Here is a 22,974-nt window from a genome sequence, read left to right as displayed (position 1 = left end):
GTCCGCCACTAAACCCCGAAAGGTTTCGTTCGACTTGCATGTGTTAAGCATACCGCCAGCGTTCATCCTGAGCCAGGATCAAACTCTCCGTTTTGTTGTGTTTCGAGTTTGCGGCTCCGAAAAAAAATATTTCCCGGAATCCTAGTTACAATTTCGATTATCTTTTTGGGAATTCCCAAAAGTAAAATCTTTTGACGAGGATTGGTTTTTTTCTTAAGCTTTCAAAGTATTATGTTTTTTAGGTTCAGCGGTGGTTGGCGTCTGTCGCCTTTCCACTCAACTAGAGTAACTAGTCATCCCCTGGTTTGTCAAGGGGTAAAATTATTTTTTTTTCTAAAAGTGCAAATCTCTTGACTGGCATTACTTTCAGGTGAATGGGTTAAGCAACAGGAGAGAGGCGAAAGCGAAGTAGCTAAACCTTCCTGTATGAATAATGCACGTTGCTAGTTAGTCTCCATAAATAGGAGATGATGGAAATTGAGTGATTATGGTAATAATTATCGAAAAACGCAGGGGCAGTGTTGCTGGAGGGATTTACCTGAATCCAAATGCTCGAACTAACTATATAAGATCATAATTGTTGCGGAGCTTGCGCTCTAAGACTCTCATCCTACAGTTGGCGCTTGTATCGACATTCGAGTAGTCGAAGAGGCTACGCGATCGCTACCACTACGTTTGCGGAGCGTTTCGTAGAAAAGATAGGCAGTCCCTTATATGAAGATCCGTTACAGTGAGTCTAGCGCTGTAGACGGATTTCACAATTTATAAAGTAGTAATTTTGTCAAGATTATGAGCAAGAAATTTGAGGAAGTGGAAAAAAGAAAAATTACTGTAATCAATCCAGAAGTTTAAGTGCGTTGGCGTACTTCTACGGGGAAGCAAGCTCGCAGCATCTGGTAGAGAAGCCTTGCTGTTGGCATTGCCTCTCTCAGAGAAGATATCGCCATAATAATTGTCCAATCAGATTTTTTAACCAGAATTTTTGATAAAAAGCTAAAAACTAGACTAGGCAAGAAATACAGATGATCCGACCGCGTAAGGTCTTTGCTCAACATTGGCTCAAAAGTGAAAAGGCGCTCGACGCAATTATTCAAGCAGCAGAGTGTAAAGAAAACGATCGCTCTGCTAACGCTAAGGGCGATCGCATCCTGGAAATTGGACCAGGAACCGGCATTCTGACTCGTCGTTTATTACCCTTAGTGCAATCTCTGGTTGCAGTTGAAATAGACCGCGACTTATGCGAACTATTGGCAAAGCAACTTGGTAAGACTGAAAATTTTTTACTGCTGCAAGGCGATTTTCTCTCTCTGGATTTACCATCTTATCTGGTAGCCTTTGCCAATTTCCAACAGCCAAATAAAGTAGTGGCCAATATTCCCTACAATATTACGGGGCCAATCATTGAGAAACTACTGGGTACGATCGCTAACCCCAACCCTGAACCATTTGACTCAATAGTGTTACTAGTACAAAAAGAAGTAGCAGAAAGGTTGTATGCTAAACCAGGATCAAAAGCATTTGGGGCGTTGAGTGTGCGGGTACAGTATTTGGCTGAGTGTGAGTTAATCTGCACAGTTCCAGCGGCCGCATTCCATCCACCGCCAAAAGTCGATTCAGCAGTGGTGCGATTGCGCCCCCGAAAAATAGAAATACCAGCACTTAACCCAAGACAGTTAGAGAATTTCTTAAAGTTGGGGTTTGGTGCCAAGCGCAAAATGTTACGAAATAATTTGCAATCAGTTATTGAACGCGATCGCCTGAGCCACTTACTGGAACAATTAGAAATAAATCCCCAAGCCAGAGCCGAAGACCTCAGCGTTCAGCAATGGGTAATCCTAGCAAATGAGTTAGGAGTTAAAAGTGAGGAGTGAGGAGTTAAGAGTGAATATGTAAATGATTGCTTTGATTCAAAACCCAAAATTCGCCCATTCACAACTAGCAACCCATAACCCTTAACTTCTAACTTTCAAAATGCGTTCCTACAGCCTAATTGCCCCTGCTAAAATCAATTTATATCTGGAAATCCTTGGCAACCGCTCCGATGGCTATCACGAGTTAGCCATGATACTTCAGAGTATTGGTCTAGCAGACCAAATTAATGTGTGTTCCATCAGTACTGACAGCATAGTTGTTCACTGCAACCACCCACAAGTACCGACAGATAAAAGTAATCTGGCATACCGCGCGGCAGAATTAATGGTGAGGCAATTTCCTAAAGCCTTTGCTAAATATGGGGGCGTGGAGATTACACTCAACAAGCAGATTCCTGTAGCTGCTGGGTTGGCTGGGGGTTCGACGAATGCAGCTGCTGTGTTGGTGGGGATAGATTTACTGTGGAAATTGGGATTAACTCAGTCAGAATTAGAGGAGTTAGGAGGCACACTTGGTTCAGATGTACCATTTTGTGTAGCGGGTGGAACTGCGATCGCCACAGGTAGAGGTGAGCAACTTTCTCCTCTGCCAAGTTTGGATACTATATATATAGTGTTGGCAAAATACCGCAGCCTGGAAGTTTCCACCGCTTGGGCATACAAAACCTATAGACAGCAGTTTAGTAATTCTTATATTAGAGATAGTGACAACTTGGCAGCCCGCGCTAGTGCAGTTCATTCAGGATCAATAGTAAAAGCTATCCTGGATAAAAATACGGGAGAAATTGCCCAAAAACTGCACAATGATTTAGAGCGTGTGGTATTGCCAGCCTATCCCCAAGTTTTGCAACTGCGAGAAGTGTTTGTAAATCAAGAAGGTGTTTTAGGAACAATGATGTCTGGTTCTGGGCCAACAGTATTTGCTCTTTTTGAGTCTCAACAGCAGGCAGAACAAGTTAAGCTGCAAGTGAGGGAAGCAATTATTGATGAAGACTTAGAATTGTTTGTGACTCGGACAATTACACATGGGATTCAGGTGGTATCTTCAGTTTAAATAAATAGAATTATTCCTAATGCTCTAATCGAAAATCTAAAATGTGATGAATGACCAAAATTTAACACCACAAACAGATACTAAAGTACAGATGACAGCAAGTCCGTTACGCTGTTTTACTGGGGCGGTGATTTCGGGAGGAATGGGATTTGCAGCGTATTCGCTGATGATTGCGACCGCTACAAATTTTGCTACTAAACCGATCCATTCAATTAATCCATTAGTGGTGAAGATTTCTTCTGCTGTTCGGACTTTGGTTGTTGGCGTAGTTGCTTTGGGAAGTGGAATATTTGGTATAGTGGCAATTGGTTTGTTGGCTTTGGGAGTGCAATTATTAATACAGCAGTTGACCAAAGAAAAAAGTAGTGAAAACTAGGAATTTTGTCAAATTATTTCTGATTTGACTGTTGCACATTCATGGCACTTGTGAGTACGAGTAGATAATGACTTTTTAACTCGTGTCCCAGAAACAGAACAGTCTTGCGATGTGTAATGGGGTGGAACAGCTACAGCCCATGTACCAAATATCTTGTCGTAACATAATTTGGTTTATTTCCAACGACTTACTTAATTCAAATATTGCGTAGTAAACATCGCTTTATTTTCTGCCTTTTCTGCTACTCCCCTTTTCGATAAAATAACTTAGCAGATCAGAAAGGAACGAGTTTAGAATCATGGCTCAAGCTAGTGTTGGGATTATTGGTGGTAGCGGTCTGTATAAAATGGACGCGCTCCAAGATGTCGAAGAGGTGGAAGTTCAGACCCCCTTTGGTTCACCATCTGATGCTTTGATTCTGGGGACTTTGGATGGTACACGGGTAGCTTTTTTAGCGCGTCATGGCCGCAATCACACGCTTTTACCCTCTGAGTTACCGTTTCGCGCTAATATCTATGCGATGAAGCAATTGGGTGTGGAGTATTTAATCTCAGCTAGTGCTGTGGGTTCCTTGAAAGCAGAGGCGAAACCACTGGATATGGTGGTGCCAGATCAGTTTATTGATCGGACAAAAAATCGGATTTCAACGTTTTTCGGTGAGGGAATTGTTGCTCACATTGCCTTTGGTGATCCGATTTGTAAGAACTTAGCTGTTGTGTTGGCAGATGCGATCGCATCTCTCAATTTACCAGAAGTTACTCTCCATCGCGGCGGTACTTATGTGTGCATGGAAGGGCCGGCTTTTTCCACTAAGGCAGAATCGAATCTTTACCGCAGTTGGGGTGCAACAATCATTGGCATGACGAATTTACCAGAGGCGAAGTTGGCAAGGGAAGCTGAAATTGCTTATGCAACTTTAGCACTGGTGACAGATTACGATTGTTGGCATCCAGACCATGACGGTGTAACGGTAGAAATGGTGATTGGCAATTTGCTGCGGAATGCTGTGAATGCTCAAAAGGTGATTCAAGAAACTGTGCGGCGGTTGAGTAAAAATCCACCTTCAAGTGAGGCGCATTCGGCGTTAAAATATGCGATTTTGACTCAGTTAGATAAAGCACCAACGGCAACGAAGGAAAAGTTAGGGTTATTGTTGCAGAAGTATCTGTAGTATTAGTATGAATATGCGATCGCTACGATGGGCTATTGGTGATGCACCATCAATCTGAAATCATACAGGCGATCGCAGTTTCTCACCAGATTTGAAAAAGCTACAGTCAAAGAAAACCAGTTGATTCAACTTCTTCCCTAAGAGCGATAAAAAGCCACTGTTGCTAAATCTAATTAGTCCAGTTAAGATAATATTACGCATACTAAGTATTTTTAAATGGTTTCTACATCTAATCACTCCCCAGCTTTAGAGTCGTGGCAGCAAAATCTGGCACCATACAATTTAGGCTACAGAATCAAATTAGTCTCACAACTGCTCAGTCGCAAGTTTACTGAGAAGCTAGAACCGTTTGGACTTACGCCATTTCACTGGTTAGTGTTGTGCTGTTTGTGGCAAGAAGATGGTTTACCTACTTCTAGTATTGGGGACAAACTCAAACAAGTGGGAGGGACTTTAACAGGCGTACTAGATCGGATGGAAGAACGCGGCTTGGTGCGTCGAGAACGCGACACCCACGATCGCCGCATCTGGCGAATCTGGCTAACGGATGCAGGTAAGGAACTAGAAGCTGTCTTACCGCCGATCGCCGCAGCCGTGCGTGATCAAGCAATGGACGGTATTTCTTTTGCTGACCGAGAACTGTTTTCCCAAATCTTGAATCGGGCGATCGCTAATCTCTCCTAAAGATGATCTCACAATCACCCGACCGGGGGAGGTGCTGTAAAGATTTGTTTTGAGATAATATTACGCATACTAAGGAAATAAGGATTTTTTTCCGAAAATACTACGCATTCTAAATAAACGACTATCAATCAAATTATTCAACGAACAAGCGAGTTAACAATCATGGGCACTAATACTTTGAACGGACGCAACGGACACAAGACCCCAATTTTAGAAAAAGAAGTGATTCCTGATTCAGAGACTTTAGAAGTTGTGACAGCAGAGACATCCGCAACAGCAGAAGCACCTGTTGTAATTCCTGAGATCGAGAAAGAAGTTCCAGCGAAGCGGAAAAAACCGACTGGTTTGATTTTGGCAGCATTAGGCGTGGGTGCGCTCGCGGCAGGTACTTTTGGTTATCACTACTGGCAATACGCCTCCACCCACCAGGAAACAGACAACGCCACCGTTGCGGGAAACATTCACCAAATTAGTAGCCGCATTCCCGGAACTGTAAGTGAAGTGCTGGTGAATGATAACCAACTGGTGCAACCGGGACAATTGTTAGTCAAGTTAGATCCACGGGACTATCAAAGTCAGGTACAACAAGCACAAGCCGCCCTAGAAAATGCGCGTGGTCAGGCGCAAGCCGCCCAAGCAAATATTGCCTTAACTTCACAAACTACCACTGGTAAGACAAGTCAAGCGCAGGGAGATGTCAGCAGTGCTGTTGCAGCAATTTCCACAGCCCAAGCAGCAGTACAAGAAGCCCAAGCTGGGATACCGGCGGCGCAAGCTGAAGTCAGACTAGCCCAAGCGGGGATTCCCGCCGCCCAAGCGCAGGTAGCGCAAGCAAATGCGAATTTGGAAAAAGCTCAAACAGATTACAATCGTTACAACGAATTGTATAAAACAGGTGCAATTCCTCGTCAGCAATTAGATACAGCCAAGGCAGCTTATGATGTGGCTACGGCACAAAAAAACGCCGCTATTCAGGGAGTAGAACAAGCCCAAGCTAAGTTATCCTCCGCCAAAGTTGGTGTCGCCAAAGCCCAGTCTCAATTAGCACAAGCCCAAGAAAATGTCACCAATGCCCAAGCTAAATTGGCAGCATCTAAGGGAGGATTGCAACAAGCTACCGCAGGCGGACAAGATACGACAGTAAAACGTAGTCAATACGAAGCGGCAAAAGCGGCGATCGCGCAATCAGAAGCATCGCTCAAAAACGCACAATTGCAACTATCTTATGTTAATGTTAGCGCCCCCAGTGCCGGACGAATAGGCAGAAAAACCGTAGAAGTTGGTAACCGAGTCCAATCGGGAACACCATTAATGGCGATCGTGGATAACCAATATTGGGTAGTTGCAAACTTCAAAGAAACCCAATTAGAAAAGATGCGCCCAGGAGAGCCAGTAGAAATCAAGCTGGATACTTTCCCTCATCATACCTTTATTGGTCGTGTTGACAGTGTTTCCCCAGCTTCCGGCGCTCAGTTTGCTTTATTGCCACCGGATAACGCTACAGGTAACTTTACTAAAGTTGTCCAACGCATCCCAGTAAAAATAGTTTTCGACCAAAAGAGCATTCAAGGGTACGAATCGCGGATTACTCCGGGGATGTCTGCGGAAGTTGCTGTGCAAGTTAAGTAATACCATGTCCGCGAAATTACCGATAAAGAACCCCACCCCCAACCCCTCCCCGCTCTTCGAGAGGCAGGGTGGTTTCATACAACGAGAGAAAAATAATAATGGATCGCAAAGTGCTGTTTTGAATAGTAATTATAGGGTGGGGAGGATGTCAATACTCAATTCCTGGTTGCGCCTTCACGCCTTGATCGCGGAAAGGGTGCTTAACTAGGGTCATTTCGGTTACGAGGTCAGCACGCTCAATTAAAGCAGTCGGTGCGCCTCTACCTGTGAGAATAACGTGTTTGTTAGCTGGTTTTTGCGCCAAACCTGCTAAAACGTCTTCTACTGGTAAGTAAGCCATTTTGAGGGCGATATTGATTTCGTCTAACAATACCAGATGAAAGTCTGGGTTGCGGATGTATTCTAATGATTTTTCCCACGCGGCGCTAGCTTTGTCAAGATCGCGATCGCGGTCTTGAGTTTCCCAGGTAAAGCCTTCGCCCATTGCGTGAAATTCTATCTGGTCTTCCCAATAGCTGAAAACCCTTTTTTCGGAAGGTTCCCAGCTACCTTTGATGAATTGGATGATCGCTACTTTATACCCGTGACCTAGCGATCGTAACACCATCCCTAACGCCGCAGTAGTTTTACCCTTACCGTTACCAGTATTTACAATAATTAACCCTTTTTCTGGTACAGCTTCTGCGATGCGCTTATCTTGGACTTCTTTGCGTCGCTGCATCTTTTTGCGGTACTGTTCATCAGTCAGAGATGAAGACATTACCTCATCAATCAAGCGCCCAATTTCTTGGTCTGGGTTCAATTCTTGTGGTGTGTCGTTTGTCATCAAACTTGTCTGCAAATAATTGTTAAAAATGTGGATAATGAACCAAAACGATGATGATTATCTGATTTAGCGAAAATCAGATGATTGGATGTGTCCAGTAAGATTTCACGTAACAATTTTGATAAAGCGTGAGCTTTTTAACATCATTGCCAGACAACTATGTAAAACTATATGATATACAGATAAAAGTTATAATTTGAATCCAATATTGCTATTTAAAGAATTTAATCGGTTGATTAAAGCACTTTACTAAAAAAACTTTGTCTGGGAAGTGTTGGTACATAAGGAAAAAAGTAAATTATTATTCTCCCTCATCCCCCTCATCCCCCTCATCCCCCTCATCCTCTTCACTCCAATACTGTTGAGGTGCATTTCCGTGAACTTCTAAAATTTTTGCTTTTTTAATTTTGTTATCAGGTGGATTAATTGCTTCTAACTGCACATCAAATTTCCAGTTGTCACCAAAATCATAAAGATAGCTCATTTTAGCACTGGGTTCCAGAGACAAATCACCAATCTGCACTTGGTCTGCAAATGGGGGTGTTTCCATATAGGGATGACCGATTTTTATTATGCGACCAAAATGGTCTTTATAACTAAATTCGTACAGATGATCATAATCAAAATCGAAAGCATCAAGAATTGTCTCTGCTAGCCAGCTTAATGGTTTTTTCGCTGGTATGGCAATGCGTCTCCAAGCCTTAGAAATGGACACTTTAAAAACATATATACCATCAGTAAAGCCTTGCTTGGGAACAAGTAAATTATGCTCCCATTCTGGAAAAAATGGTTGAAAATGTGATTGTAATTTTCCGAAAGTTACATTTACCTCATCCTGTAATTCTCCTCGTATACCCAATGGAAAGAGTAATTGCAACAGAGCATCACCAAAGGGTAAGCGTTGTAAACTAGTAATGCGCCACCCCTTGCCTTCTTGTGGTTTTCCATGTTTGATAGATAACAATCCAAATAACTCTAACAGAGCAACGTTATGCAGACCGGGGTAATAACTAATATCTTGTTGGTTTTCATATTTAGGAAATTCTAAACCTTTATCTGGAACGCGAGGCCAAAGTTGAATGCATCTAAATAAATTGCCAAATGAGTCTTGATGTTCACCCAAAATTTCGTTATTTCCCCAAATTAACCAGGCTTCTAATAAGTTGAAATAGCGTTCTGTTGGGTTGAGATTTGACCATGATTCTAAGGTGGCTGCGTCTAAAACTAAAATTTGCTTCTTACCTTGCGATCTAATTTGGGCTAACCCAGAACTGCGTAATAATAGATATAGCCCATTAATGTAGGGGTATGATTTCTGTACGGGGCGTTTGAGTTTAATTTCAATTGGGTGACTTAACTGAGAATTAAGTTCTGATAGTATTTTTAGCGGTAGAAGGTTATTAACACTACTAACTTCCACTCCATTTGGTTGTAATAAATCTATCAGAGTTTGAAAGTCATGCAGAATCGTACCGGGTTGATTTTCATCAATGCTGAGTTCTTGTAGAAGTTGTTGTTGTGAATCTGTTAGGGAAGGCAGTTCAGGATTGAGTGTGCGTTCTAGCCGCGCAAATAAATCTTCCATAAATAAAAATTCTAAATTTTAAATTCACAATTTAACCTTCCGTAAAACCCTGTTCTCTTTATACTATGACTTCAGCAGTTACCCTAAAAAACATTGACCCGCCAAGTGTCACCGCAGGACTATCAACACCGTAAGCTTAGTGAAATGTGAATGATAATATTTTCACCTTCTAGTTGACAATCCCAGGAATTTGATATGAATAGTAACACTCGTCTACAGATAATTTTAGCTGATACACGTATTGATATAGTATTAAGAGCGATCGCACAACTAAATCTACCTAGCTGGTGGTTAGCCGGAGGTGCAGTCCGAAACACCGTTTGGCATTCAATTTTTGGCGATAATTGTGGGTTAGGTATTAAAGATTTTGATATTGCGTTCTTTGATATAGAGGGGAATCGTTCCCAAGAACTAGCAGCAAAGGTGACTCTCACAAAACTATTTCCTCATGACGAGTTTGATGTCAAAAATCAAGCCAGTTTTGCTCGTTGGCGACTTGGCAGCAGACCTTATACTAGTACAGAGGATGCGATCGCAGATTGGCTGCACACTGCTACTGCTGTGGGAGTTCGACTAGATGCCCAAAACCAATGGCAATTTTTTACTCCCTACGGGTTAGATGACTTATTTGCTGGCATTATTCGACCTACGCCAGCACATACTCATAATCTAGATGCTGAGAATAAGGCATCTGGGTTTTTACAAAAGTGTCCTTATCTGCGGTTGGCGTAAAGTTACAGTCGGGTTATGAAAGCGTTAGCAAACCTTGAAGTCACCCTTTATTCTGTTTCATGTATGAGTAGAGAAGTTCGCGATCGCTCTGGGGATTTACAATTAAGCATGGACTATTACCGCCACTTTTATTACTTACAAAAACGACAGTAACGCCCATCCGTGGACAAACCCCTAAACAACTGGTGCTGACAACCCGAAATTCACCCCATAATCCCTCAAATTTTAAACGAGATTTCAACCAATTCTCTAAGTCTTCGGAAGCCGTTGAGCCGGATTGCTCGTTTGCACATTGTGAACACACAAGCAGTAAACCAGACTCCCATCGGGGAGAAACACTGGGAATAGATGTGTCAAATGGGCGAGAACTCAGGGGTGAACATTGGGGCGATGTCTGCTGAGAATTGGCTGAAAACCTCTTGAGGATACGTCGGAGCAATGTCTTAATCCGCCGGATCAGTTTCTTCATGGACGACCCCACTATTTCTCTGACAGAATAATATAAGTTTCCCCTTTAATCTGTTCTATTTGATCATCTAGTTCCAGCAAGAATCAGCGCTGAAGAGGACATGAGCCTCATTCGCATTTCTAATCAGCTTTGCCATTCCCCTGAAAATTTAACAAATGATCATCATTGACCCAAATTGCTTGTTGAGGTACAGAAATAGAAATTCCGGCTTGATCTAATGCGATTTTCAGGCGGCGGCGAAACTCCCGTGCGACATCCCATTGTTTGAGAGGCTGTGTTTTAATCCAGACCCGAATAATCAAACCGCGATCGCCAAATTGATCTATTCCCAAAACTTGCGGCGGTTCCAAAATTTGAGGCTGCCATTGCATTTCTTGATTCATCTCCAAACCAACAGTTTCAATCAACTTCAAAGCCTTTTCTGTATCGGCTTGGTAAGCGATGGGAACCGTTAAATCGGCTCGTGACCAACGATTAGAAAGATTGGCAACAACTTTAATTTCACCATTTGGAATCGTGATCAAGCGCCCTTCAGAATCCCGGACTTGGGTCATCCGCAGATTCAGATTTTCTACTAAGCCTCCCACGTCTCCGACACTAATCACATCGCCTAAAGCATACTGATCTTCTAGAATGATCAGGAAACCGTTAATCGCATCTTTAATTAAGTTTTGCGAGGCCAGAGACACTGCAACACCAATTAAGCTGGCACCCGCTAGCAAGGGAACAATATCTATACCCAAGGACACCAGCGCTAGCAAGAAGCCTACTCCGACGCAGATACCAGTAGCAATGCTTTTAGTCACCCCAGAAAATGTGGAAACTCGCAGTTGCAGCCGTTCAGAACTTTCTGGAGTCAATAAAGCACCACTGCTGATCAGACTGCTGGTGAAGCGCTCAATTAAGGCGTAGGTCAAACGGATCGCTACATAGGTTACTAGGAACACAACACCTAATCGCAAAGGAAATTGGGCGGCTGTGAGAATTCCTACCTGAAACCCTCGTGTATAGGGAAATAGACCCAAAATAAAGAAGCTTCCACCTCCCCAAATTCCGGCTTGAGTTAGCTGAAACAATCGTCTTTTGACTTCTTGGAGATGCTGCTTTTGCCGTTGATTCAGTTGTGTTGCAATTGGTTGAGCTGCTGCTACTGCTGGTGAAATTGGGGAGTTTAGAGTTCCTCTGGGGGGTTGGGAGGAAAGGGGATCTAATAAATTCTTTTTGGAGCGCTGTTCCCAACTATATACCCCGCAACTCATGACAATCATTGCCAGTCCGATGCCCGCAGCAATTTTACCTTGGTCGATTAAAAATTGAGTTTGTCTTTCTTGCTTTGCTTGTTGCAAGTCTTCTTGTAACGATTCGGCCACTTGATTTGCCGATGTTGACATATCTACCTGTCGCAGTCCAGCATCTTCAGAAGTGATGGTCATCAAATATTGACCGTTGACATAAATTACTGGTAGTTCGTTTACTTTCCGAACTTCTACCTTGACTGCTGTTTTCGGTGGTGACTGAAAGTAATTTTGGCCAATTTTCTGCAACTTCTTTTGAATATCTTCTGAACGCTCAGGAAAGTTGGCTTTTGATGCCGCTATCTGAAATAACCGACGACCATCTAAATAAATCCAGCCTGTAACAAGTCTATCATTTGAATCATTACTCACACTGCTGGGAGCTTGCAGCTGCGGTAAAAAAGGAATTTGGGCTGTGGCTTTTGGCACAGATACAACGGCTATAGCCATTGAACTAGCGATCGCCAAAAATTGAAATCGCACTCAAACACCTCCTTGAGTAAAATCTACTAGCGACTACTTCTATAACTATCCTCCGTAATTACTTTCGGTAGATGTACCTATCTAAAGTTAAGGTTTTCCCTGGAGATGATGAAATTTTGATGTTTTTTTGTTTTTATCTATCTTTAGACAGATGACAATGTATTTATAATCATTAAGCAAGGCTGAGAATAGTTTCACTCCTACTAAAGATAAAACAAAAAAGAAGAACCTGGGGATGAAGTTGACATTATGCTAGTTTTGAGGAATATTAACTACTAATTTATTTATTTGCTTTCTTTCAAGCAAAAATTGCCAGTAGTAGAATAACCTAGTAGAGGGCGTAAATTTTACGTACCTTTTTTAATTTTTTGAGGAAATTTTTGATGACCGCAATTTCTCCCCGATTAAAGCACGAGGTTAAAGACCTCGGCCTAGCTGCCTTGGGAAGACAGCGCATTGAATGGGCTGGACGCGAAATGCCAGTTTTGCGGCAAATCCGCGATCGCTTTGCTATCGAGAAACCCTTCGCTGGTTTACGCCTTGTCGCTTGCGCCCACATTACAACAGAAACAGCACATTTGGCGATCGCTCTGAAAGCCGGTGGTGCAGACGCGCTTTTAATTGCTAGCAATCCCTTATCAACGCAAGATGACGTAGCCGCTAGCCTCGTCGTCGATCATGAAATTCCCGTCTTTGCTCAAAAAGGCGAAGATAACGCAACTTATAGCCGCCATGTCCAAATCGCCCTAGATCACCGCCCCAACATCATCATTGATGACGGTAGCGATGTGGTTGCGACATTAATCCAAGAGCGCCAACACCAAATCGCCGATTTGATTGGCACCACTGAAGAAACCACAACCGGAATTGTGCGCCTCCGCGCCATGTTCAAAGATGGCGTTCTCACCTTCCCCGCCGTCAACGTCAACGATGCTGATACCAAGCACTTCTTTGATAACCGCTATGGTACTGGACAATCGACCCTAGACGGCATTATCCGCGCCACGAATATTCTGCTGGCTGGTAAAAACATTGTCGTAGTTGGTTACGGCTGGTGTGGTAAAGGTACAGCCCTCCGCGCCCGTGGTATGGGTGGTAACGTGATTGTTACCGAAATTGACCCCATCAAGGCAATTGAAGCCGTAATGGATGGTTTCCGCGTCCTGCCAATGGCAGAAGCTGCTAAAGTTGGTGATTTGTTTATCACAGTTACTGGTAACAAGCACGTAATTCGCGCCGAGCATTTTGATGTGATGAAAGACGGTGCGATCGTTTGTAACTCTGGTCACTTTGATATTGAACTTGACTTGAAATACTTGGCTTCTCAAGCTAAGGAAATTAAGGAAGTGCGTCCTTTCACTGAAGAGTATAAGTTGACAACTGGTAAATCAGTTGTCGTTCTCGGACAAGGACGTTTGATTAACCTAGCTGCGGCTGAAGGACATCCCAGCGCGGTTATGGATATGAGTTTTGCTAACCAAGCTTTAGCTGTTGAATACCTAGTGAAGAATAAAGGTAAGTTAGAACCTGGTTTGCACTCAATTCCTATTGATGTGGATCAAGAAATTGCTCGTTTGAAGTTGGAGGCTATTGGAATTAAGATTGATAGCCTAACACCAGATCAAATTGAGTACATCAATTCCTGGACTACTGGAACTTGATATTAGTTGATTAATTGATTTTTTTGGGGATAGGCTTTTTGGCTTATCCCTTTTTTGTGTTTCGCGCAAAGACGCAAAGGGAGGAAGTTGAGTATATCAATTCTTGGACTTCGGAAACTTGATGATTGATTAGTTTATTTTTTGGTGATAAGCCAAAGCCTATCTCTTTTTTTTTATGACAAGTTTCTAAAGCCACAATTAAAAAAGGTGCAGATGGATGATCAAGTAATTTTGCCAAATCCGTAATAGCACCTTGTCTTATTACATTAATAATTTCCTGCATCAAGTGGGAATTGTTTTCTATATGTTCAATAGTTTTTGCTGCAATTATCATTTTTTCAGCAGTTGTATTCATTGAATGGCAAGTGCTTGTTTCTTCTAATATTTTCTCAATTTTATCAGCCAATTCTGTAATGGTTTGTATTATTGTTAACTTCTCTTCTCAACCAATATTCAGTTTGTATATAAGCTTCAGAAGCAATATTTATTTTAATCATATTTTCAGAAATTCTTTCATGTGCCATAACACATATTACATATCTAAAATAATTTATTAATTCTTTAGATTTAGACCTTACAATTTCCTCTAATTTATTTGAATCGCCAAAAGCTGAACATATAATCACTACTTTATTCAGAAAATTATCTTCAATATTTTTTTTCATATGTTCAGCATACGAAGGATTAATTATACTACTACTACTTTGACAAAATTCATCTGTTAAATCGTCATCAAATTTGACTATCTTGATATTTCCAAAAGATATTTGATTTATATCTTGCAACTCTAAACCATCTAAAATGAAAAAGCATTCAAAATTTTTAATTTGTTCAGATATACGAGAAAAAATATCTGTAAGTACATTATTAAAATCTCTCTTATTAATACCTTGACTAATGTTAGTAATTTCTAATTCAAGTTCTATTCGTATAGATTTATAAATAGTATCATAAGTCGCAACTTCTTCTGTTTTGTTATTTATATAAATAGTTTTAAAATAAATAGTATCAATAAAATCCCGCAAGTTTTTAATTGATTGATCATTGAACATCCATATTTGGGAATTAATTGTTAAATGTGGAGACTTAAAAGATTTTTTGAGATCATCAAGTGATGAGGCAATACAATAATTTTTTATTTTAATTAAAGTATTCCAAATTTGATTAACTGTTTTTTTAAGCTTCGGTTCTACAAATTTTAATTCCATATTACTATCTCAAAATAATTAAAAAAATATTAAACGAATACGCCCAACTCTCCTACGCTTACGGAGAACTAGAAAGACAACTAATTATAGACCAAACCGCCAACCATTACCTACTACTAACACCCTTGCTGGGAAAATAATCAACAGCAGGAGGAGCATTTGTTTGGTTAGTCATAATTTTTATAATAATTACTTAATTTTTAGTATAGCTTATTATTTATTTATGATAAATCTCAACTTCCATCTCTCTCGCTTGACGCAACTTATCCAAATTAATATAGTATATACTGTAATATAAATTTAGCCCTATGCCAGCTAAAGACACTTACCATAATGCCGTTAGAAATGCCCTAGAAAAAGATAGTTGGCAAATCACCAAAGATCCATTTATTCTCAAATGGGGTACAAGAGATTTATATATTGACTTAGGTGCAGAAAAACTCATAGCCGCCGAAAAAAGCGGAGATAAAATAGCAGTCGAAATTAAAAGCTTTATAGGTGCTTCTCCAGTCACCGACCTAGAAAATGCTTTAGGGCAATATATCTTATATTACGATATTCTCGCTCGCTTAGAATCTGACCGCCGCTTGTATCTGGCTATTCGTCAAGAAACCTACTCAGAACTATTTCAAGAACCAATTGGTAAAATATTATTAGAAAATCAACGCCTTTGTTTACTTGTCTTCGATTCAAAACGAGAGGTGGTACTGCAATGGATACCTTAGATAATTATCGCCAAATCATTCAAAAAGTATTAACCGAATACGCCCAACTCCCCTACGCTTACGGAGAATTAGAAAGACAACTAATTATAGACCAAAGCGCGAACCATTACCTACTACTAACACTCGGCTGGGAAAATAATCAACGGGTACATGGTTGCTTAGTTCATATTGATATTATCAACGACAAAATCTGGATTCAAAGAGACGGTACAGAATACGGTATGGCCAACGAACTTGTTAACGCTGGTATTCCTAAAAATCAAATTGTTCTCGCCTTCCAACCAGCCGATATCAGACAGTATACTGAATTTGCAGTTAATTAAGCTTAAAAACTGCTGCTAAATCTGGAATAGTAATTGCTATAACTTAAAACTCTCAAGTTGATATACTAGAAATATTCATACATACACATCTCATGTTAACCGTAACAATTGATGAAATCCAGCGAAATCTAACTAGCTATCTTCAACAAGTGGCAGCAGGAGAAAGTATTATTATCATGCAAGCAGATAAACCTATTGCAGAAATTAAACAAGTTTCACCCACCTCTAAACAAATTAGACCTGATGGCTTATGTGCTGGTGAGTTCATTGTTCCAGATGATTTTGATAGTCCCTTATCTGAAGAGATTTTAAATAGTTTTGGAGGTAAATGAAACTATTATTAGATACCCATATTTTCTTATGGGTTACTCAAAATCTAGAATAGCCTAGACATTTTAAAAGTGCATAAGAGTATGTTTTTTTTCAACATTAAATAATCAGCGCTCACTCTCAGCGATGCCTGCGGCGGGCTACGCCTACGCAACAATAATCTATCTGATTGACTTACTTGATTTTTCTCTAAAAGCCGATCGCTCCGACTCAGTTTTCCAATTATGATGGACTCAAAGGCTTAAGTTTCAACCTCAGAAGCTCAAAAGCACCTTCCTAGCACTCTGGTAAAAAATACTTAAACTATTAAGATTAGAAGCATCTACCTACTGAATACCCACTAATCTTTCCCAACCATGCCTCTGTCACGCATAGTAACGCTGATTGTTGGTCTGATCGTCATTTTGGGGCTAGCCCTATGGCTAATTGATTCCCTATCGCGCCTCTATTGGCAATTGTCCTATTCGCCGTTGCTGGGCAATTTACTGCTGTTGCTGCTGATTATCCTCATCGGAGCGTTGGTTGCCGCTTTCGTTTATTATGTATTGGTGATTCAATCAGGGGAAAAGCGATCGCGCCGCAACCCGAAGCGAGTGACTGCGGCACAAATTCCTGCTGGCAAATCTGACGCTGCTTCTACAACTCTCCAGGCTGTGCGCCAACAGGTAGGGCAAATTCAAGATGAAGTAGCACGTCAAGCTTTATTAAGTAAATCGCGGGAGATTGAAGCGAACTTAGCACGGCGTGAGATTCAAGTAGTGGTATTTGGTACCGGGAGTGCTGGTAAAACTTCCCTAGTTAATGCGATTATGGGACGCATGGTTGGTCAAGTGGATGCACCGATGGGTACAACCCAAGTTGGGGAAACCTATTGTTTACGGTTGAAGGGATTAGAACGCAAGATTTTAATTACAGATACGCCGGGGATTTTAGAAGCAGGGGTGGCGGGAACGGAACGGGAACAAATGGCGCGAGAACTGGCAACAGAAGCAGATTTACTGTTGTTTGTGGTGGATAATGACTTACGGCGCTCAGAATATGAGCCACTACGGGGATTGGCAAAAATTGGTAAGCGATCGCTTTTGGTGCTTAATAAAACTGATTTATATACAGATGAAGATAAAGAAGCCATCCTCGCTAGATTGCGCCAACGGGTACGGGGATTTATTGCTACTAATGATGTGGTAGCGATCGCTGCTAATCCCCAATCTGCACAACTAGAAACTGGCGAAACTTTCCAGCCGGAACCGGATATTATTCCTTTGCTGCGGCGCACGGCTACTGTTTTACGGGCTGAAGGCGAAGATTTGGTGGCGGATAACATTCTTTTGCAATCTCTGCGATTGGGAGACGAGGCGCGAAAACTCATCGATGGCCAGCGTCGCCGTCAAGCTGACAAAATCGTAGAACGGTTTCAGTGGATTGGTGCTGGTGTAGTATCAGTCACACCTATACCAGTTGTAGATTTATTGGCGACAGCTGCTGTTAATGCTCAAATGGTTGTGGAAATTGGCAGAGTGTACGGCTGTGAATTGAATATGGAACGGGGACGAGAGTTAGCCCTTTCTTTAGCGAAAACGATCGCTAGTTTAGGCATTGTTAAAGGAGCAATTCAATTATTATCTACAGCTTTGCAGCTGAATGTTGCCACCTTTATTATTGGTAGAGCAATTCAAGGTGTAACGGCAGCTTATTTAACGCGAATTGCTGGTAAAAGTTTTATTGAATATTTTCGTCACGATCAAGATTGGGGTGATGGTGGGATGACGGAAGTTGTACAGCGACAGTTTCAAATTAATCGCAGAGATGAATTTATCAAGGCTTTTATTCAAGAAGCGATCGCGCGGGTAGTAAAGCCGTTAACAGATAAATCTGAAGTAGTTGAACACGATGAAGAAGTCAATAGTTAAACCCGAAGAACCCCACCCCGCCGGCGGGGAGGGGATTAAGGGGTGGGGTGGAATGACTATGGAATCATAACTAATTCTACAGACATGATATAACAGACACTCACACACTGCTCTTGTACGTAAAAATACTTAAAAAATTAAACTTGCATTCAAGGTATCAAAATTCTTCTTCAATTATTTTTAAAACTTTCCGGAAACTGGAGAAAATGCCAGTAAATCTAAACAAAAGGACTTACTGAGTAACCAGGTCATGACCTACCACATAATCGGTAAATTACTACAAGGGCGTTACCAAATTGTCCAAACCCTTAGTGCAGGGGTGTTTGGAGAAACATATATTGCCGTGGACGTAGATTATCCACAGAATCCCAAATGCGTTGTTAAGCAGATTAAAGTTAGCAGTTCCGAACCCGGTTACTTGGAGATGCTGAGGTTACTGTTTCTGACTGAAACCCAAACCCTGAAGCTTCTGGGAAGCCATCAGCAAATTCCTGAATTCATCGCCTGCTTTGAAGAAAACGAGCAATTTTATTTAGTGCAAGAGTGTATTGAAGGACACGCACTGACTGCGGAATTGCCCATCAATCAACAGTGGGGATGTCTATGGACTGAAAGCGAAGTTGTAGAATTTCTGATAGATGTCTTAGGTATTCTAGAATCTGTTCACTCTCAAGGCTTTATCCATTGCGATATCAAACCGGAAAACTTGATCAGACGTAATAGCGATCGCAAGTTAGTTTTGATTGACTTTGGCTCAATCCAGTCTATCGATTTTGGCATAGGTGCGGAATTGCCCATTTATAGAATTCCCGTCACTTCATTGGGATATATACCGCCAGAGCAATTTATTGGACAAACACAGCCCAACAGTGATATTTATGCTTTGGGTATGATTGCTATTCAGGCTTTAACAGGGTTAGAACCATTACAATTAAAAGCTGATCCTTATGCTAATAATAATGAAATTTTTTGGCGTTCTCAAAACACGCCAGTTAACGATTATCTAGCTGCTATTCTCAGCCAAATGATCCGCTACGATTACCAAAACCGCTTTCAGTCTGCGGGTGAGGTACTGCGGGTACTCAAACAAATAATATGGGAAACTCAGCCATCAGAAATATTAGAAGCAGATTCTCAATTTCTCCTAAAGGCGGCGATTGAAAATGATAATCCTCAGAATCCGGCATCTAGGAAATTATCGCCATTATTAACAGGAATGAAAGTAGGACTGGCGGCTAATTCTTTATTAATGGGATTTGGTGTATATTCTTTAGTTAATAGTTCACCTGCATACTCAGAAACAGATACTTTATATAAAGCAACCCAAGAATATCAAGCAGGAGATTTGCAAGAGGCGATCGCACTCGCTAAATCAATTCCCTCCCACAGTAATGTTTATCCAGAAGCGCAAGCGACAATCGAAGAATGGCAACAGCAATGGCAAGTAGCCGCACAGCAATATCAAATAGCTGAAACAGCTTTTCATGAGAGCAGATGGTCAGATGTTCTTCATGCTGCTTCTGAAGTTCCAAATATTTTATATTGGCAATCTAAAACAGGTAAACTAGTTCAGCAAGCATCGATCAACATTGAAACACAGACGCAAGATTTATTAGCCAAAGCTTACGAAAGAGCTAGGGAAAAAGATTTTTCTAGTGCATTACAATATCTGCGTCAAATTCCTCAAGAAAGTCATGCTGGTACTTTAGTTCAAGAAAAGTTGGCTGAGTACAATCGAAAGCGGCAAATCAGAGCAGCCTACTTTTTAAAAAAAGCCTACAAACAAGCATCTATTGGTGATTTTGATCGGGCTGTAAAATTTCTCCGAAATATTCCCCAAGATACTTTAGTTTATGCTCAAGCTCAAGTCAAATTGAATGAGTATACTCAAAAACAGCGCCTGCGGATTGACAATCAAAAGGTAGCTTCTGTAAACAGAATAAATTCATTTGTTCCCAAAAACTCAGTTACTAGGGTTGAATATCTTCAGGAAGAAAATTATCTGCAAGAAGTGAATATTCGCTAGCTTTAGTAATTTTTAGATGCATGAAATACAGTCATTGTAGGGGCACAATATATTGTGCCCCTACGCGTGTTCTCAATTAACGGGACTTAAACATTTTTTAGGGATAAACAAGCCTCAAACCCATACAGGGTAAGGGAAATACATCAAATGCTCAAAAACGGCTCAAACCCAGATATATCAATCAACCAAGCAAAACGATGTCAAAGTCTCTCTGTATATAGATTTGAGGCTTTTTTATGGGTGTTTTTTGTCCAAGTCCCATTAACTAAACAAGGGGCTTAAGCTTTTCACGGGATCTAGAAAACCTCTCTCTTGCAAGGAAAAAGGCTTTAAATTCTCCCCCTTCCCTAGTAGGGAAGGGGGCTGGGGGGTTAGGTTTTTGATTACTGAATCGATGCTTAGGGTCTTGTCTGCGGTGGATTATTAAGATTAGGAACTGGGATGATTGGCACGACGATTACAGGCTTTGATTTTTCGCCTTGCAGTTGAATTTGAGCTAGATTACGGGCGTCTATTGCTTGTTGATAATTAGGCTTGTATTTTATTGCTTGATTGTAAGAAGCGATCGCATCCTGATAGCGTTTTAAATTTAATAGGGCATTACCTCTGCTATACCAGCTTTCAGAATGGTCTGGTTTATAACGAACTGCCTTATCATAAGACGCGATCGCATCTTCGTATGTCTGCAATATGTATTGTGAATTCCCCATATTATACCATAAATTATAGTCATTTTGCTTAATTTTTGCGGCTTTATCATAATACTTTATTGCTTCTACATAGCGTTGTGTTTGATGCGACGACCAGCCCAAATTATACCATGCTTGATAGTTGCCAGGATTTAATTTAATTACTTGATTAAAAGATTCAATTGCTTCTGGATAACGTTGTAAATTCAGCAGTACATTACCTCTTGATAACCAAGCTTGATAATAATTTGGCTGGTATTGCACGGCTTTATCATAATCCGTAAAAGCATCTTTATAGCGTTGCAAATTCACTAAAGCATTCCCGAAATTATACCAAGCTTGCTCGTAGTCTGGCTTTAAATCAACAACTTTTTGATAGGCTGCGATCGCTTCTTCATATCGCTGAGAATTCTGCAAAGCTAATCCTTTTTTATACCAAGCTTCGTAATTATCTGGTTTGAGTTCAATCGCTTTTTCATAAGATTGAATTGCTTGGTCATATTGATTTAAATTACTGAAAGCTTCACCCTTAGCATTCCAGACTTCTGAGTTATCATTCTTTAATTCTAAGGCTTTGTCAAAAGAAGCGATCGCTTCTCGATATCGTTGTAAATTTCCTAAGACAAAACCCCGTCCAATCCAAGCTTCTAAATAATCTGGCTGAATTTGAATTGCTCTATCATATGCCGCTAATGCTTCTTTGTATTTTTTTAATTTATCCAGCGTTTTGCCTTGACCATTCCAGCCTTGAGAATAATCTGGTCTAATATTAACTGCTTTTTCATATACTTCTAGCGCGTCTTGATAGCGTTGCAAATCAAAAAGCGTATTTCCTTGTTTAGATAATTCTATGGCGTTATTAGAATTAATGTGATTCAAAACCAATATTGATGCTACTCCGCTAACACCAATTAAAAATATCGTTAGTAAAATTTTACCCAATATACCTTTTTTCGGTTGAGGTTTGCTGATATTTTTCGGTGGAGAAATAGGAGTTAACGCTATTGTGGCAACAGGTGGTAGTGTTAACTCTTTCAGCGCTTGTAATGCCACTGTTGCCGAAGGGTAGCGTTGCCGAAAGTCGTAGCACACCATTTTATCTAAGAATTGAGCGAATTCTGGCGTTACCGTGGCTTGATTATGCCAGATAATTTCATTAGTATCAGCATCTTTTACTATTTCCTCTGGTGATAATCCAGTCAGAGCTTGAATAGCAATTATTCCCACAGCATAGATATCACTACTTAATTTTGGCGTACCATGAGCTTGTTCACTAGGAATATATCCAGGCGTACCGATAGCAACAGTAGCTTGTGTTTGACCTTGGGGAGTAATCACTTGAGTAGCAATTTGTTTAACTGCACCAAAATCAATTAAGATTAATTTGCCATCTGGTTGGCGTCTGAGAATATTTCGGGGATTGACATCACGGTGAATTACATTCTGTTGATGGACAAATTCTAAGATTGTCAAAAGTTCTTGTAAAACTGAAATTACTTGCTCTTGACTTAGGGTTTTACCTGGTGTTAATTCTTGACTCAGGTCGTGACCTTCAATCAATTCCTGTACGAGATAGAATTCAGCATTATCCTCAAAGTAAGCTAAAAGTTGGGGAATGCGATCGTGAGTTCCTAATTTATATAGAACTTGTGCTTCTGTATCAAATAAACGCCTAGCTGTCTCCAAAGTTACAGGATCACTTGCCTGGGGTTTGAGTTTCTTAACGACACATAAAGGTGAACCGGGTAATTGAGTATCACAAGCCACAAAAGTTTCACCAAAACCCCCACCTCCCAAGTTGCTAATAATTTGGTATCTTCCTACAAGTGTGTTTCCCAGCATCTCGTTTGCCTACTTAAGTGCGATGCGATCTGATTTCAATCTTGCCACAGGTTAAGGAGTGGGGAGATGAGGGAGATGAGGGAGA

General features: G+C 40.9%; 22 protein-coding genes, 1 rRNA gene and 1 pseudogene. 14 read left to right on the top strand and 10 right to left on the bottom strand.

Annotation, left to right across the window (positions count from 1 at the left end):
• Nucleotides 1-94: ribosomal RNA gene (locus V7L05_RS07310) — 16S ribosomal RNA — on the bottom strand; the annotation flags it as partial.
• A 928-nt stretch (nucleotides 95-1,022) separates the two neighbouring features.
• Between V7L05_RS07310 and rsmA the strand changes: the two genes are divergently transcribed.
• The 3 genes from rsmA (at nucleotide 1,023) to V7L05_RS07295 (ending at nucleotide 3,301) form a co-directional block, all read left to right on the top strand.
• Nucleotides 1,023-1,871: a 16S rRNA (adenine(1518)-N(6)/adenine(1519)-N(6))-dimethyltransferase RsmA gene (rsmA, locus tag V7L05_RS07305; protein WP_335163195.1), complete on the top strand. Its 849-nt coding sequence runs from the start codon at nucleotides 1,023-1,025 to the stop codon at nucleotides 1,869-1,871.
• Nucleotides 1,872-1,971: 100 nt separating this feature from the next.
• Nucleotides 1,972-2,925 (top strand): 4-(cytidine 5'-diphospho)-2-C-methyl-D-erythritol kinase, encoded by a 954-nt coding sequence (gene ispE, locus V7L05_RS07300; protein ID WP_335163194.1) that lies wholly within the window; start codon nucleotides 1,972-1,974, stop codon nucleotides 2,923-2,925.
• Nucleotides 2,926-2,971: 46 nt separating this feature from the next.
• Nucleotides 2,972-3,301, top strand: coding sequence for a DUF3082 domain-containing protein (locus V7L05_RS07295; protein WP_335163193.1), 330 nt, complete (start codon nucleotides 2,972-2,974; stop codon nucleotides 3,299-3,301).
• A 35-nt stretch (nucleotides 3,302-3,336) separates the two neighbouring features.
• On the opposite strand, the pseudogene V7L05_RS07290 reads toward V7L05_RS07295, so the two are convergent.
• A pseudogene (locus V7L05_RS07290) lies at nucleotides 3,337-3,462 on the bottom strand (zinc ribbon domain-containing protein); the annotation flags it as partial.
• Nucleotides 3,463-3,599: 137 nt separating this feature from the next.
• Between V7L05_RS07290 and V7L05_RS07285 the strand changes: the two are divergent.
• Nucleotides 3,600-4,472: an S-methyl-5'-thioadenosine phosphorylase gene (locus tag V7L05_RS07285; RefSeq protein ID WP_335163192.1), complete on the top strand. Its 873-nt coding sequence runs from the start codon at nucleotides 3,600-3,602 to the stop codon at nucleotides 4,470-4,472.
• 60 nt (nucleotides 4,473-4,532) lie between these two features.
• Here the strand turns inward: V7L05_RS07285 and V7L05_RS07280 are convergent, their stop codons facing one another.
• Nucleotides 4,533-4,673, bottom strand: coding sequence for a hypothetical protein (locus V7L05_RS07280; protein WP_335163190.1), 141 nt, complete (start codon nucleotides 4,671-4,673; stop codon nucleotides 4,533-4,535).
• Nucleotides 4,674-4,688: 15 nt separating this feature from the next.
• Between V7L05_RS07280 and V7L05_RS07275 the strand changes: the two genes are divergently transcribed.
• Entirely contained in the window at nucleotides 4,689-5,156 is a 468-nt protein-coding gene (locus tag V7L05_RS07275; protein WP_335163188.1) for a MarR family winged helix-turn-helix transcriptional regulator, read from the top strand.
• A gap of 162 nt (nucleotides 5,157-5,318) precedes the next feature.
• On the top strand, nucleotides 5,319-6,785 hold the full coding sequence (locus V7L05_RS07270) for an HlyD family secretion protein (RefSeq protein ID WP_335163186.1): 1,467 nt from the start codon (nucleotides 5,319-5,321) through the stop codon (nucleotides 6,783-6,785).
• A 148-nt stretch (nucleotides 6,786-6,933) separates the two neighbouring features.
• On the opposite strand, the gene cobO is transcribed toward V7L05_RS07270, so the two are convergent.
• Together cobO and V7L05_RS07260 are read right to left on the bottom strand one after the other, a co-directional pair.
• Nucleotides 6,934-7,611 carry a cob(I)yrinic acid a,c-diamide adenosyltransferase gene (gene cobO / locus V7L05_RS07265; protein WP_335163184.1) on the bottom strand — a complete coding sequence of 226 codons (678 nt, stop codon included), beginning with the start codon at nucleotides 7,609-7,611 and terminating at the stop codon, nucleotides 6,934-6,936.
• A 301-nt stretch (nucleotides 7,612-7,912) separates the two neighbouring features.
• On the bottom strand, nucleotides 7,913-9,196 hold the full coding sequence (locus V7L05_RS07260; RefSeq protein WP_335163183.1) for a plasmid pRiA4b ORF-3 family protein: 1,284 nt from the start codon (nucleotides 9,194-9,196) through the stop codon (nucleotides 7,913-7,915).
• Nucleotides 9,197-9,391: 195 nt separating this feature from the next.
• Here V7L05_RS07260 and V7L05_RS07255 point away from each other — a divergent pair, with 195 nt between their 5' ends.
• Nucleotides 9,392-9,928 carry a nucleotidyltransferase family protein gene (locus tag V7L05_RS07255; protein WP_335163181.1) on the top strand — a complete coding sequence of 179 codons (537 nt, stop codon included), beginning with the start codon at nucleotides 9,392-9,394 and terminating at the stop codon, nucleotides 9,926-9,928.
• Nucleotides 9,929-9,968: 40 nt separating this feature from the next.
• On the opposite strand, the gene V7L05_RS07250 is transcribed toward V7L05_RS07255, so the two are convergent.
• Nucleotides 9,969-10,397, bottom strand: a complete 429-nt coding sequence (locus V7L05_RS07250) for a (2Fe-2S) ferredoxin domain-containing protein (protein ID WP_335163179.1) — start codon at nucleotides 10,395-10,397, stop codon at nucleotides 9,969-9,971.
• 119 nt (nucleotides 10,398-10,516) lie between these two features.
• A complete protein-coding gene (locus V7L05_RS07245) occupies nucleotides 10,517-12,175 on the bottom strand; it encodes a mechanosensitive ion channel family protein (protein WP_335163176.1) in 1,659 nt (552 codons plus the stop codon).
• A 383-nt stretch (nucleotides 12,176-12,558) separates the two neighbouring features.
• On the opposite strand from V7L05_RS07245, the gene ahcY reads away from it, so the two are divergent.
• Nucleotides 12,559-13,836 carry an adenosylhomocysteinase gene (ahcY, locus tag V7L05_RS07240; protein ID WP_335163174.1) on the top strand — a complete coding sequence of 426 codons (1,278 nt, stop codon included), beginning with the start codon at nucleotides 12,559-12,561 and terminating at the stop codon, nucleotides 13,834-13,836.
• A 43-nt stretch (nucleotides 13,837-13,879) separates the two neighbouring features.
• Here ahcY and V7L05_RS07235 read toward each other — a convergent pair whose 3' ends face one another.
• Together V7L05_RS07235 and V7L05_RS07230 are read right to left on the bottom strand one after the other, a co-directional pair.
• Nucleotides 13,880-14,242 carry a hypothetical protein gene (locus tag V7L05_RS07235; protein ID WP_335163172.1) on the bottom strand — a complete coding sequence of 121 codons (363 nt, stop codon included), beginning with the start codon at nucleotides 14,240-14,242 and terminating at the stop codon, nucleotides 13,880-13,882.
• The gene (locus V7L05_RS07230; protein ID WP_335163170.1) at nucleotides 14,235-15,044 is read right to left on the bottom strand and encodes a hypothetical protein; all 810 of its coding nucleotides are present in this window, start codon (nucleotides 15,042-15,044) and stop codon (nucleotides 14,235-14,237) included. The genes V7L05_RS07235 and V7L05_RS07230 overlap by 8 nt, the downstream gene beginning before the upstream one ends.
• On the opposite strand from V7L05_RS07230, the gene V7L05_RS07225 reads away from it, so the two are divergent.
• The 6 genes from V7L05_RS07225 (at nucleotide 15,032) to V7L05_RS07200 (ending at nucleotide 20,358) form a co-directional block, all read left to right on the top strand.
• Nucleotides 15,032-15,184, top strand: a complete 153-nt coding sequence (locus V7L05_RS07225) for an element excision factor XisI family protein (RefSeq protein WP_335163205.1) — start codon at nucleotides 15,032-15,034, stop codon at nucleotides 15,182-15,184. The two genes, V7L05_RS07230 and V7L05_RS07225, sit on opposite strands and share 13 nt — an antisense overlap.
• A 168-nt stretch (nucleotides 15,185-15,352) precedes the next feature.
• Nucleotides 15,353-15,769, top strand: coding sequence for an element excision factor XisH family protein (locus V7L05_RS07220; protein ID WP_335163167.1), 417 nt, complete (start codon nucleotides 15,353-15,355; stop codon nucleotides 15,767-15,769).
• Entirely contained in the window at nucleotides 15,757-16,092 is a 336-nt protein-coding gene (locus V7L05_RS07215) for a XisI protein (RefSeq protein ID WP_335163165.1), read from the top strand. The genes V7L05_RS07220 and V7L05_RS07215 overlap by 13 nt, the downstream gene beginning before the upstream one ends.
• 92 nt (nucleotides 16,093-16,184) lie before the next feature.
• Nucleotides 16,185-16,424: a type II toxin-antitoxin system Phd/YefM family antitoxin gene (locus V7L05_RS07210; protein ID WP_335163163.1), complete on the top strand. Its 240-nt coding sequence runs from the start codon at nucleotides 16,185-16,187 to the stop codon at nucleotides 16,422-16,424.
• Nucleotides 16,425-16,778: 354 nt separating this feature from the next.
• Nucleotides 16,779-18,332, top strand: a complete 1,554-nt coding sequence (locus V7L05_RS07205; protein WP_335163161.1) for a YcjF family protein — start codon at nucleotides 16,779-16,781, stop codon at nucleotides 18,330-18,332.
• Between the two features lie 250 nt (nucleotides 18,333-18,582).
• Nucleotides 18,583-20,358 (top strand): serine/threonine-protein kinase, encoded by a 1,776-nt coding sequence (locus tag V7L05_RS07200; RefSeq protein ID WP_335163159.1) that lies wholly within the window; start codon nucleotides 18,583-18,585, stop codon nucleotides 20,356-20,358.
• 398 nt (nucleotides 20,359-20,756) lie between these two features.
• On the opposite strand, the gene V7L05_RS07195 is transcribed toward V7L05_RS07200, so the two are convergent.
• Complete coding sequence (locus tag V7L05_RS07195; RefSeq protein WP_335163157.1) at nucleotides 20,757-22,889, bottom strand: tetratricopeptide repeat protein; 2,133 nt, start codon at nucleotides 22,887-22,889, stop codon at nucleotides 20,757-20,759.
• Between the last annotated feature and the right edge of the window lie 85 nt (nucleotides 22,890-22,974).

The organism is Nostoc sp., from assembly GCF_036917755.1.
Taxonomy (GTDB): domain Bacteria; phylum Cyanobacteriota; class Cyanobacteriia; order Cyanobacteriales; family Nostocaceae; genus Nostoc.
Note: the sequence above shows the minus strand (reverse complement) of the source record. Positions and strands in the feature narration are given on the sequence as shown.

Coding starts and splice junctions, on each gene's coding strand:
- V7L05_RS07255 (WP_335163181.1), top strand. CDS start 9,392: ATGAATAGTAACACTCGTCTACAGATAATTTTAGCTGATACACGTATT.
- V7L05_RS07250 (WP_335163179.1), bottom strand. CDS start 10,397: ATGAAGAAACTGATCCGGCGGATTAAGACATTGCTCCGACGTATCCTC.
- V7L05_RS07215 (WP_335163165.1), top strand. CDS start 15,757: ATGGATACCTTAGATAATTATCGCCAAATCATTCAAAAAGTATTAACC.
- V7L05_RS07280 (WP_335163190.1), bottom strand. CDS start 4,673: ATGCGTAATATTATCTTAACTGGACTAATTAGATTTAGCAACAGTGGC.
- V7L05_RS07275 (WP_335163188.1), top strand. CDS start 4,689: ATGGTTTCTACATCTAATCACTCCCCAGCTTTAGAGTCGTGGCAGCAA.
- V7L05_RS07230 (WP_335163170.1), bottom strand. CDS start 15,044: ATGGAATTAAAATTTGTAGAACCGAAGCTTAAAAAAACAGTTAATCAA.
- cobO (WP_335163184.1), bottom strand. CDS start 7,611: ATGACAAACGACACACCACAAGAATTGAACCCAGACCAAGAAATTGGG.
- V7L05_RS07205 (WP_335163161.1), top strand. CDS start 16,779: ATGCCTCTGTCACGCATAGTAACGCTGATTGTTGGTCTGATCGTCATT.
- V7L05_RS07220 (WP_335163167.1), top strand. CDS start 15,353: ATGCCAGCTAAAGACACTTACCATAATGCCGTTAGAAATGCCCTAGAA.
- V7L05_RS07285 (WP_335163192.1), top strand. CDS start 3,600: ATGGCTCAAGCTAGTGTTGGGATTATTGGTGGTAGCGGTCTGTATAAA.
- ispE (WP_335163194.1), top strand. CDS start 1,972: ATGCGTTCCTACAGCCTAATTGCCCCTGCTAAAATCAATTTATATCTG.
- ahcY (WP_335163174.1), top strand. CDS start 12,559: ATGACCGCAATTTCTCCCCGATTAAAGCACGAGGTTAAAGACCTCGGC.
- V7L05_RS07260 (WP_335163183.1), bottom strand. CDS start 9,196: ATGGAAGATTTATTTGCGCGGCTAGAACGCACACTCAATCCTGAACTG.
- V7L05_RS07295 (WP_335163193.1), top strand. CDS start 2,972: ATGAATGACCAAAATTTAACACCACAAACAGATACTAAAGTACAGATG.
- rsmA (WP_335163195.1), top strand. CDS start 1,023: ATGATCCGACCGCGTAAGGTCTTTGCTCAACATTGGCTCAAAAGTGAA.
- V7L05_RS07210 (WP_335163163.1), top strand. CDS start 16,185: ATGTTAACCGTAACAATTGATGAAATCCAGCGAAATCTAACTAGCTAT.
- V7L05_RS07270 (WP_335163186.1), top strand. CDS start 5,319: ATGGGCACTAATACTTTGAACGGACGCAACGGACACAAGACCCCAATT.
- V7L05_RS07200 (WP_335163159.1), top strand. CDS start 18,583: ATGACCTACCACATAATCGGTAAATTACTACAAGGGCGTTACCAAATT.
- V7L05_RS07195 (WP_335163157.1), bottom strand. CDS start 22,889: ATGCTGGGAAACACACTTGTAGGAAGATACCAAATTATTAGCAACTTG.